The sequence below is a fragment of the Clostridium sp. HMP27 genome (genome assembly GCF_000765165.1).
Taxonomy (GTDB): Bacteria; Bacillota; Clostridia; order Clostridiales; family Clostridiaceae; genus Clostridium_AK.
On record NZ_JMFY01000043.1, the window covers coordinates 121,332 to 132,964 of the forward strand.

7 protein-coding genes are annotated in these 11,633 nt (G+C 31.7%); all 7 read right to left on the reverse strand.

Annotation, left to right across the window (positions count from 1 at the left end; genetic code table 11):
- Window positions 1-35: 35 nt before the first annotated feature.
- Window positions 36-3,311, reverse strand: a complete 3,276-nt coding sequence (locus tag DP68_RS16885) for an SNF2 helicase associated domain-containing protein (RefSeq protein WP_035311579.1) — start codon at window positions 3,309-3,311, stop codon at window positions 36-38.
- Between the two features lie 78 nt (window positions 3,312-3,389).
- The gene (locus DP68_RS16890; protein ID WP_035311580.1) at window positions 3,390-4,394 is read right to left on the reverse strand and encodes an NADH:flavin oxidoreductase; all 1,005 of its coding nucleotides are present in this window, start codon (window positions 4,392-4,394) and stop codon (window positions 3,390-3,392) included.
- A 129-nt stretch (window positions 4,395-4,523) separates the two neighbouring features.
- Window positions 4,524-5,408 (reverse strand): tRNA 2-thiocytidine biosynthesis TtcA family protein, encoded by an 885-nt coding sequence (locus tag DP68_RS16895; protein WP_035311581.1) that lies wholly within the window; start codon window positions 5,406-5,408, stop codon window positions 4,524-4,526.
- A gap of 139 nt (window positions 5,409-5,547) precedes the next feature.
- Window positions 5,548-6,993: an MFS transporter gene (locus DP68_RS16900; RefSeq protein WP_035311582.1), complete on the reverse strand. Its 1,446-nt coding sequence runs from the start codon at window positions 6,991-6,993 to the stop codon at window positions 5,548-5,550.
- Between the two features lie 213 nt (window positions 6,994-7,206).
- Window positions 7,207-9,312 (reverse strand): ABC transporter ATP-binding protein, encoded by a 2,106-nt coding sequence (locus tag DP68_RS16905; protein ID WP_035311583.1) that lies wholly within the window; start codon window positions 9,310-9,312, stop codon window positions 7,207-7,209.
- Window positions 9,309-11,036 carry an ABC transporter ATP-binding protein gene (locus tag DP68_RS16910; RefSeq protein WP_035311584.1) on the reverse strand — a complete coding sequence of 576 codons (1,728 nt, stop codon included), beginning with the start codon at window positions 11,034-11,036 and terminating at the stop codon, window positions 9,309-9,311. Before DP68_RS16910 ends, DP68_RS16905 begins: the two co-directional genes overlap by 4 nt.
- A gap of 88 nt (window positions 11,037-11,124) precedes the next feature.
- Window positions 11,125-11,607, reverse strand: coding sequence for a MarR family transcriptional regulator (locus tag DP68_RS16915; protein WP_035311585.1), 483 nt, complete (start codon window positions 11,605-11,607; stop codon window positions 11,125-11,127).
- Window positions 11,608-11,633 lie beyond the last annotated feature (26 nt).

The following is an 11,633-nucleotide window of genomic DNA, read 5'->3' on the forward strand; positions in this document are numbered from 1 at the left end:
TTGAATACAAATATCATATATAAATTCAATAGTTGTTAACCATCCCCATTTTCAAACAATCCTAATATTTCTTCATCACTTAAAGCCGCAAAGCCTTCACCGCCTGAAAGTTCGTCTCCCATCAATTGTGAAATTAGCTTTTTCTTTTCTTCTTGAAGTGATATAATTTTTTCCTCGATAGTTCCTTCGGCTATGATTTTTATTACTTCTACCACGTTTTCTTGCCCGATTCTGTGTGCTCTGTCTGTAGCCTGTTCTTCAACTGCTGGGTTCCACCAAGGATCAAAGTGAACCACCACATCTGCTGAAGTTAAATTCAGCCCCGTTCCTCCCGCTTTTAAACTTATTAAGAATACTGAGTTCTTCCCATCATTAAAAGCATTTACCATATTCATTCTCTTTTCTGAAGGGACGGAACCATCTAGATAACTAAAAGATATTGATTCTAACTCAAGTCTTTTCCCAATGTTTTTAAGCACAGATGTAAACTGTGAAAATACAAGTATTCTGTGGCCTTCTTCTATACTTTGAAACAGGATTTCCACAAGGGCTTCTATCTTTCCGCTGCTTCCAGTATAATCATCCATGAGTACTTTTGGATCTAAGCACAGCTGTCTTAGCTTTGTTATGTAAGAAAGTATTTCTATCTTGCTCTTTTTAAATTCGTCATCACGCACCTTTTTTTCAATAAGTTCTACTGCATAATTTGCATAAGCTTTATATACCTTTTTTTGCTCATCGTCTAAGCTTACAAGTAGCCTTTTTTCTATTTTGTCAGGCAATTCTTTTATAACATCCTTTTTTCTTCTTCTAAGAATAAACGGCTTTATAAGTTTATTTAATTCTTCTAAAACCTCTGGGCCTTCTTTAAGTTTTTTATGATATCTTACGCTAAATCTCTTTTCATCATATAGATATCCAGGCATTATAAAATCAAATATAGACCATAGCTCCATAAGAGAATTTTCAATTGGTGTACCTGATAATGCAAATCTTGTTTTTGCCTTTATCTCTTTTACTGATATAGCATTTTGAGAATTTGAATTTTTTATATATTGAGCTTCATCTAATATACAATAATCAAATTCTATGGCCTCATAAATATCTGAATCTCTCTTTAATAAATTATAAGTTGTTATTACTACATCATAAGTTTCTATATTTTTAATTATCTTTTCTCTCTCTTCTCTTATTCCATTAATGGCAACTGCCTTAATAGATGGTGCAAATTTTTTAAATTCATTTATCCAATTATATACTAATGATGTAGGGGCTATAATTAATGACTTCTTCTCTTTATTAGATAATATAAAAGCAATAGTTTGAAGGGTTTTACCAAGTCCCATTTCGTCTCCTAAAATCCCTCCAAATCCTAAATAATCCAGAGTTTTCATCCAATTATATCCAAATTTTTGATATTCTCTTAAGCTTCCCTTTAAGTCCTTTGGAGTCTCAAACTTTAATTTTTCTATATTCTTAAATCTATCTCTTATTTCTTTTAATTCTTTTTTGCCTTTTATATACCTAATATCATTTTCATCTAAATAATTATCTATGAAAACTCCCTTACTTTTAGATATTTTAATATTATTTTCATCTATATCATCATGAGAAACCACATCTAAAAGCTTCAAAAACTTATTAAGTTCCAGTTCCTCTAAGTCAAGGTATTCTCCATTTTCAAGCTTGTAATATTTTAGATTATCTCTAAATGCTCTTAATATTTTAGAGGTCTCTTGAGGTGGAATATCCCCTATTTTAAACTCCATTTCAAAATAATTGTACTTACCTGATTTAATATCTCCACTAATTCCTTTTTTACCAATAGATTTTATACCTTTAAAGTTCTCGGAGTAATATACATCTCCTATTTCCTGCAGCTTATCTATTTCACTTTTGAAAAACCTGAATATATAGTCATCTCCCATTAATAGATAAAACTTCCCTGCTACTGCTTCAAATCCAAATGCTCTAAGGCGTGAGATTACATCATGTTCTTTTTTAGAATCTCTGTATATAATTTTCTCATTGTAATCTTCAAATATGTTAAATTCAAAGGCCCCATACCTAACCTTTAAAGTAAGATTAATATTTTTCCCTTCCTGATCAAAATAAAAATTAAACTTACACTCATCCATTACTATTTTATCTTTTATATTTTTGGTTAATGTAATGTTAGAAGATAAAAATTTAAGATTTGGAATTAACTTTCGTAATATAGTCTCTTCCTCCTCTCTTGGAACTGTGACAACTCTTACTCCTTTAAGCACTTCAAGATATGGTGTTATTTTATAACAAAACTCATAGTCTGGTAAATATATTGTTGATCCATATAAAAAAACATCATTTTTAGAGCCTAAACTCATTGGCATTCCATCTGGAGATTTAAGCACATATTCACTCTTTACCATTTTTAAATCAAATTTTATAGGCGGAGATTCATTTAATATTTCAGTTTCAACAGCCCTATAAAAAAATCCTTCATTTAAATAAACTCTGTGACTTTTTATAGTATAAAAAAATTGTCTTACTAAATATTTAGGTATATTGATATACTTTCCATTTACGGCTTTTTTTTCAGTTCTATTGATATATTTATGAGGACCTTCTATTTCCTTTAACATAATAATAAAATCAATAATTCTCTTATCCTTTGTACTAAGTCTTTGATTTCTAATATCAAATGTAAAGTTTTTACTATATTTTATAGGAACTTTGTTATAGTAGTAAGTTAAAAACTGATCTATATCCTTTAAAACATAAAGACTATTAGAGCTCATAGAGTTAAGTCCTATCTTAAATTCCGCTGTAATGTTAGCATTAAATTCATTTTTATTTATATAAATCTCTAATTTTATTTCATCCTTATACTTTTCATCTTCTAAAAGCATTTCTAAAGTACTATTTTTATTTTTAAATATACTTTCCTCGTGATTTTTCACTATTAAATTTTTCTCTTGTTCTTCTTTTAAAAGAGGATGTTTTGTTAATTCATCTAAGCATTTATAGAAAGTTGCAACTAAATGTTTACAACAATAATTTTCCTTTTTAAATTCGTTATTTTCATAATCCTTACAACTGCAAGAAGTGGAGAAAATACTTTTCTTTTCAGCATCCATTTCAATTTTTGTACTATATTCATTGAAAAGATTTGCAGAAATAACATTTCCATCTATACAAATTAAATTTTCTTCACTAGTAATATTTATAGAAGAAACCAAATCGTTATCCAGCACTATTTGTCCCTTATCATAATTCTTACCACTAATCCCCTTGCTAAATATTTCTAGTAACATTTCCCTTCTCAATATATTCTCTCCTAACTTTAAAACTTTTGGGACGGTTAATATTTTAGCTAACTGTCCTCATTTATCTTCTTAATCCATTAATTAGTTATTAACCTCACCTAATTTTTTATGAGCTTGCTTTGTCCAATTGGAATTACTAAATATTGCTCTACCTACTCCAACAAGATCTGCCTTTCCTTCGGCTAAAAGACTTTCAGCAGCCTCTGCTTCAGTAATTCCACCAGTTAGGATTACAGGAATGTTTACAACCTTTTTAATTTCTTCAGTTAATGGTGAAAAATACCCCTGTCCTGTAAGATTTGGTACAGCATACCCTGAATGGCCTCCTGATATATCTAAAATATCCACTCCTGCCTTTTCAAATTCTCTTGCAGCAATTTTGCTATCTTCAACAGTAGTTCCACCTTCTGAAAAATCTGAGGCACCAAGCCTTAATAGAATAGGGAAATCATCTCCCACAGCTTCACGTACTGCTTTTATTACTTCAAGATGAATTTTAATTCTATTATAAACATCTCCACCATATTCATCATCTCTTTTATTAGTTAATGGAGAAAAGAATTGGTTTAAAAGATATCCATGAGCTGAATGTATTTCTACTCCATCAAATCCAGCCTCTTTAACACGCACTGCTGAATCTTTAAATGCCTTTATGATATTTTTAATTTCATTGTGACTAAGTTCACGAGGCATATTCCCACGACGAGGATTAGCTATGGCTGAAGGCCCTACTGGTGTTGTTCCAATTATCTCTTCAGTAGTTCCACTACCTGCATGATTAAGCTGCATTATAGCTTTAGATCCATTTTCCTTAATTATATGCGCTAATTTTTTCAATCCATCAATTACGCTATCATCTGCACAAGAAAGTTGATTCTTGCTTGCCTTACCTTCTGTCATTATGAAGCTATGTTCAATAATAATAAGTCCTATGTATCCACCTTGAGATTTTTCTTTGTAATAATTTAAAACTTCCTGACTTACCTTCCCATTTTCTTCTGACTTTGCAGTAGCCATTGGAGGCATCACAAATCTGTTAGTTAATTTTAAATTTCTTATTTCTAAAGGTTTAAGTAATTGCGCCATACTCACTTCCTCCTAAAAACAATTATTTTACACATAAATATTATTATACCACTTTTTATAGTTAATATTAGGGACGGTCAACAATGACTCTTATAACGTCTATTGCTAACCGCCCCTATTATTTAAAATCTATTCTTCATCATAAAAATCTAAGTATGAATATTTTTTTCCGTCCTTTACCCAGCCTAAAATGGAATCCATTCCAACATTTTGTGCTGATTGGAATATAGATTTTTCTACATCTTTAAAGTTCTTCTTTAGATCTTTAATTAAATTTTTTATTTCAGTACGTTTACCTGAAATCTTACTAGCTGCTACCATACAACCACAGTTCATAGGAGAAATTCCAGCATTTAATGTATAACGTCTAATATCATCTTCATGGATATAAAACATCGGCCTAATTAATTCTAAACCTTCAAAGTTTTTAGCTTTTAATTTAGGTCTCATGGTTTGAAAATTTCCAGAGTACAATACATTTAATAAAGTTGTTTCAATAACATCATTAAAATGGTGACCCAGTGCTAATTTATTACATCCAAGTTCCTTTGCCTTATTATATAATGAACCTCTACGCATTCTTGCACACATATAACATGGATAATCCCTTGCAATCCTATCTACAACTTCAAAAATTCCAGAATCAAACATTTTAACTGGAATATTCAAATACTCACAGTTACTTAACAGCATCTCTTTATTACTTTCATGAAAACCTGGATCCATTGCAATAAACTCTAACTCAAATTTAGTCTTTGAGTGTATTTGAAATTCTTGGAATAGCTTTGCCAAGAGCAAACTATCCTTACCTCCAGAAATAGCTACTGCAACTTTATCGCCTTCATCTATTAATTTAAAATCGCTAATTGCTCTAATAAACTTAGACCATATCCCTTTTCTATATGTTTTAATTATACTTCTTTCTATATCTTTCAATGGCTTTCTTTCATTTATCGGAATTAATAACTCGCAGCCTTCTCCTGCTATACTATTATTACTGTTATTATCACTCATTCTATCACCTCATGTTGGAACGTATAATTATAAATCTTATTCTTTTCTATTTTAGTGCAAAATACTTATAATTTCAATGTTATTTATCACAATCCATAAATTAAATGGATTTAATAAATTGTTGTTAACCGTCCCCACCTTAGGCAACCTTAGACAGTTCTTTTTTACTTCTTCTCTTTTGATATAATCTAAGAGCTGTAGTTAAAGCACCAATTACACATATTATTGCCGCGGAAATATACACAATTCTCATTCCATAAATAAATACGTCTTCCCTACCTTGAACAAAACTTGAAACTTTATATCCAATTTTATAACTCATTCTGTTGTATAATAAAGTTGTTGAAAATGAAACTCCAAAAACCATTCCTACATTTCTTACTAAAGCATTTACGCTGCCTGCAATACCAAGTTTATGCTTTGGTACAGTAGACATTACTAAAGAAGTGTTTGGGGATTGGAATAGTCCATTTCCTAAAGATAGTATGGATACAAAAATCATCATAACTCCTATAGTTGAATACTCATTTAAGGTAGACATAAATATTAACCCTACTGCTGTAAACGAAATCCCTAGAAATGTAAGAAATTCTGATCCAATCTTGTCTGATAAGTACCCACTAATTGGAGCAACTACAGTTAAAATTAAAGGGTAAACCATCATAAACAATCCTGTAGATGAAGGTGATAATTTTATAACTTCCTGAAGGTAAAATGGCTGGATTATATTTATACAACTAATTGCTGCAAATGAAATAAATGCACAAAATACGCTTATTGAAAATAATTTATTTTTAAAAATATCCAACTGCAATAATGGTGACTCTGTTCTTTTTTCAAGTATTATGAATGCTGAAAATGAAACTATTGCTAATACAAATCCTAAAATTATCATAAAATTATTATACCCAATTTCCTGGCCCTTTGTAACACACATAAATAATGAAACAATTGCTACTAAAAATAAAAATGCTCCTTTAATATCTAACTTTTCATTTACTCCATCATTGGACTTAGGTAAAAACTTCATACCAAATATAAATATTAAAATTCCTATAGGTACATTGATTAAAAATATGTATTGCCAGCTTGCAACAGATACTATGAAGCCTCCAAGTGGGGGGCCTACTAGTGTTCCAAGTGCAACAAATGTCCCTGATATTCCGAGTGCTCGTCCTCTTTCTTCTGCTGGGAATACATGCGTTATAATACCCTGATTTGTTGCCATGGTTGCTGATGCTCCAATAGCTTGTACCACTCTAGAAACCACAAGCATAGTTAATGTACTTGAAATCCCACAAAGCAATGATCCTATCGCAAAAAGTACAAGTCCCCATTTAAACACAGTAGTCTTTCCTTTTATATCTCCAAGCCTGCCAAAAACTAAAATAGTTGCTGAAATAACTATTAGGTAACTTGTTACCACCCACTCTATTGATGACATAGTTACTGATAGCCTTCTTGCCATAACAGGCAAAGCAACATTGACAATACTACCATCTAAGCATGCCATAAATGGCTGCATAACAACGATAAGGAGTATTAGCCATCTGTTCTTATAAATATTATCCTTTGTATTTTCCATAGTTTATAAAATCCTCCACTATTATTTTTAGCTAATATTAAATGCATAATAGTTAATACTTTGTTTAGAAGATTTATTCGCAAAAATTCCTCACAAAATATTAACTATTAAATATTAAAGCTTATTATTTAATTTTATCAAATTGGCTTATCATGTCAAACTATATCAGTGCATATCACTCTTTGTTAATCATTTAATTGTTATTAACATTCTCTATTCTCCGCTGGCAGCTGAGAATTGGCTATTATAAAGATCAGCGTAAAATCCGCCATTCTCTAAAAGCTCATGATGATTACCTTGCTCAATGATAGTTCCGTTGTTCATAACAAGTATTAAATCTGCATCACGAATTGTTGATAATCTATGTGCAATTACAAAGCTTGTTCTTCCCTGCATTAAGCTATTCATAGCCTTTTGTATTTGTACTTCTGTTCTTGTATCAACGCTTGATGTTGCTTCATCAAGTATTAATATTGAAGGATCTGCAAGTATTACACGAGCAATAGTCAGAAGCTGTTTTTGACCTTGTGAAATATTAGAAGCTTCTTCATTTAATATTGTGTCATAACCTTCAGGTAGCGTTCTAATAAAATGATCTGCATGAGCAGCTTTTGCAGCTCTAACTACTTCTTCAAATGTTGCATCTTTACGGCTATAAGCTATATTATCCTTTATAGAACCTGTAAATAACCAAGTATCTTGAAGTACCATTCCAAACATGCTTCTTAAATCTCCACGTTTAAAATCTTTTATATCTACTCCATCAATTAAAATTTTGCCACCTTGAATTTCGTAAAATCTCATAAGTAAATTTACAAGAGTAGTTTTTCCCGCTCCAGTCGGCCCCACTATTGCAACGGTTTGGCCAGACTTTACATCTATATTCATATTTTCCATCAGTGTTACAGTTTCTTTATATCCAAACTTAACTCCTTCAAACTTAACGCCGCCCTTTAATTCTCCTACTACGTTAAGTTCCCCATTATTTAAATTTTTCTCTTTTATTTCATTGTTTTTAATGTCAATTATCTTAGCATTTTCTTCATCAGGCATTTCCTCAACTTCATCCAATATTTCAAAAACACGTTCTGCTGCTGCTACAGTGGATTGTAAAATGTTTGCTATATTTGCAGTTTGAACTATCGGCTGACCAAATTGTCTTGAGTATTGAATAAATGCCTGAATGTTTCCTACTGTAATCTTTCCATTAGTTACAAATATACCTCCAACTACAGATACTAAAACATAACCAATATTATTTATAAAATTCATCATAGGCATTATTATACCTGAAATAAATTGAGCCTTCCAACCTACATTATAAAGTCTTTCATTTATTTCATTGAATTCATTTATAGCCTTTTCTTCATGTCCAAATACCTTTACTATTTTATGACCAGTATACATTTCTTCTACGTGTCCATTAAGCTCTCCTAAAGCCTTTTGCTGTTCTTTAAAATAATTTTGAGACTTTTTAGCTATAAGTATTGTAACTAGTACAGAAAGCGGTAATGTTGTAATAGTAACTAAAGTAAGCATTGGGCTTATAGTTAACATCATAACTATTACTCCAACAATAGTTACAATAGATGTAATAAATTGTGTTAAACTCTGCTGAAGAGTTGATGCAACTGTATCTAAATCATTGGTTACTCTGCTTAATATTTCTCCATGAGTACGGGAATCAAAGTACTTAAGTGGCAATTTATTAAGCTTTTCATTTACATCTTTACGCATATCAAAAACAGTATTTTGTGCAACTCCTGCCATGATATATTGCTGAATATAACTGAATAAAGCACTGATTAAATAGAGTCCTATAAGTATTAAAATTATCTTCCCAATATAGTCGAAGTCTATTTTAGGACCATGTTTACTAATAAATGTCCAAAGTTCTGGGTCGATATTTGTAACGTCTACCTTAGGAGTTGCTGTCCCTTTAGCCGCTTCTGGGTTGGCCATGGCTCCAGTTATCATTTTTCTAAGAGACTCCGGCAAATCCGGCATCTTTAAAGTATTTACTATATTTTCAGGCTTAAATAAATCCATGGCATATTTCCCTTTAGCCATCAGGCCTTCAAATAACTTGGTTGTAGCATTACCCATAATTTTAGGACCTACAATACTAAAAATTGTACTTATAATTGCTGTTATAAATACTATTATAAGATTAAACTTCCTTGGCATTAAATACTTCATAAGTCTTTTTAGCGTTCCTTTGAAGTCTTTTGCCTTTTCTACAGGTGCTCCCATGGGACCACCGCCGTGTCCTGGTCCCCTTCCTGGCCTCCCTAGTTTTTGTCCTTTATTTTCACTCATGCTAATTCCTCCTCACTAAGCTGTGAAGATACAATTTCTTTATAAACTTCACAAGATTTTAAAAGCTCTCTATGAGTTCCAATTCCTGCAATTCTGCCTTCATCTAAAACTATAATTCTATCTGCATCCATTACAGTACTTACTCTTTGAGCAACTATAATTACGGTTGATTCCTTAGTTTCTCCTTTTAGGGCACCCCTAAGCTTTGCATCAGTTTTAAAATCAAGAGCTGAAAAACTATCATCAAATATATATATTTCCGGTCTTCTTATAAGAGCACGTGCAATGGATAATCTCTGTTTTTGTCCACCAGACACATTGTTACCACCTTGGGCAATTACAGCATCATATCCCTCTTTCATGTTATTTACAAATTCAGAGGCTTGAGAAACTTCGGCTGCATGCTTTATTTCATCTTCTGTTGCATCTTCCTTACCATATTTAATATTTTCACTAATAGTTCCAGTAAACAGCACTGCCTTTTGTGGCACAAATCCTATCTTTTTTCTAAGATTCTCTTGAGACATTTCTCGAATATCCACACCATCAACTAAAATATTTCCACTTTGGATATCATAAAAACGTGGAATAAGATTTATAAGTGTTGATTTACCAGAACCTGTACCCCCAATTATTGCAGTTGTTTCTCCTGGATTTACACTAAAGGAAATATCCTTTATGGCTGGCTGCTCTGCTCCTGGGTAGCTAAAGGTAACATCCTTAAATTCTACATATCCCTTTCTACCATCAGTATTTCTAGGATTTTTAGTATCAGTAATTTCTGGATCAATATCTAGCACTTCATTAATTCTAACCGCTGAAGCCTCTGCACGAGGTATCATAACAAACATTATTGCAACCATAAGGAATGAAAACATAATTTGCATAGCATATTGTAAAAAAGCCATCATATCCCCAACTTGTATATCTCCAGTATCAATACGAAGACCTCCAAACCAAATAATTGCAATACTTGTAAAGTTCATTATTATCATCATAACAGGCATAACAACTGCCATCATCTTATTTACTTTAATAGCAGTTGTGGTAAAGTCATAACTTGCCTCTTCAAAACGCTCCTTCTCATCTTCAATACGATTAAAGGCACGAATTACCCTAATCCCTATTAAATTTTCACGTAGTACAAGATTTATCTTATCAACTTTCTTTTGCATTACTTTAAATAAAGGCACTGCCTTTTTTGCTACTAAAAATATGACTAATCCAAGTAGTGGGATTGCAACTGCAAGCACTAAGGATAACTTTTTATCCTTTGATAAAGCCATGATAATTCCACCAATAGCCATTATAGGAGCACTAACCATCATACGCATTATCATAATTGTAACCTGTTGAATTTGCGTAACATCATTTGTAGTTCTTGTAATCATAGATGAAGTTCCTATTTTATCAAACTCATGAAGTGAGAACCTCTCTCCTTTAACAAAAACCTCTTTTCTAATATCTCTACCAAATGCTGTAGCAACTTTGGATGATAAAAAGCTTGATAAAATTACACATATAGCACTTCCAAAGGCTACAAGAAGCATAAATCCTCCAATTTTTAAAATGTAATCTGTATCTCCTTTAACTATACCTGTATCAACAATGTCTGACATTAATGTAGGTAAGTAAAGTTCAGCCATGGATTGGAGAAATAAAAGAATCAAAACCATAGCTACATATCTTTTGTAAGGCTTTAAAAACCTAAACAATTTAATCATAAATTTTCATCTCCTTTAAACTAGTCAATAACATCAAATAATTACGGTCGCATGCCAATTTAATACTTTTACTAATTTGCATTAGTAGTTAACCATCCCCATTTTCTTGCTTTTCCATGCAATGGTTGTTAACCCTCCCCACTTTATCTTCTAAATTATCCTTCATCTGCATTAGAAGCCTTTTGAGCAGTATTTTCTCTTCTATGGTGAAATTTTCAAAGCACTCTGATTCTATAATCTTCATTAGTCCATGAACTATTTCATAAGCTTCTCGACCCTTATCTGTAAAATATACTCTAGATATTCTTTGATCATTTTCATCGGGCCTGCGTTCTAAAAGCCCTGCATTTTCCATTCTTTTCAGCATAACTGTAATTGTAGCAGGTTTAACCTTAAGCCTTTCAGCAAGTTCTTTTTGACTCTGGCCATCCTTAATATGTAGTGCAAAAAGCATGGGTGGCTGGCCAGGGTATATATCAATTGTATTTAGTAAAGAATGTACACGATGAAAGTGAAGCTTCATCACCTGAGAAAACACATGATATAATGAATCTTTTTTAAAATCCTCCATTTTTAATTCCTCCTATGTTAACAAAT

What these genes read in the sequence shown, in the direction of transcription:
- DP68_RS16905 (WP_035311583.1), bottom strand. Translation starts at nt 9,312, where the DNA reads ATGAGTGAAAATAAAGGACAAAAACTAGGGAGGCCAGGAAGGGGACCA.
- DP68_RS16895 (WP_035311581.1), bottom strand. Translation starts at nt 5,408, where the DNA reads ATGAGTGATAATAACAGTAATAATAGTATAGCAGGAGAAGGCTGCGAG.
- DP68_RS16900 (WP_035311582.1), bottom strand. Translation starts at nt 6,993, where the DNA reads ATGGAAAATACAAAGGATAATATTTATAAGAACAGATGGCTAATACTC.
- DP68_RS16890 (WP_035311580.1), bottom strand. Translation starts at nt 4,394, where the DNA reads ATGGCGCAATTACTTAAACCTTTAGAAATAAGAAATTTAAAATTAACT.
- DP68_RS16915 (WP_035311585.1), bottom strand. Translation starts at nt 11,607, where the DNA reads ATGGAGGATTTTAAAAAAGATTCATTATATCATGTGTTTTCTCAGGTG.
- DP68_RS16910 (WP_035311584.1), bottom strand. Translation starts at nt 11,036, where the DNA reads ATGATTAAATTGTTTAGGTTTTTAAAGCCTTACAAAAGATATGTAGCT.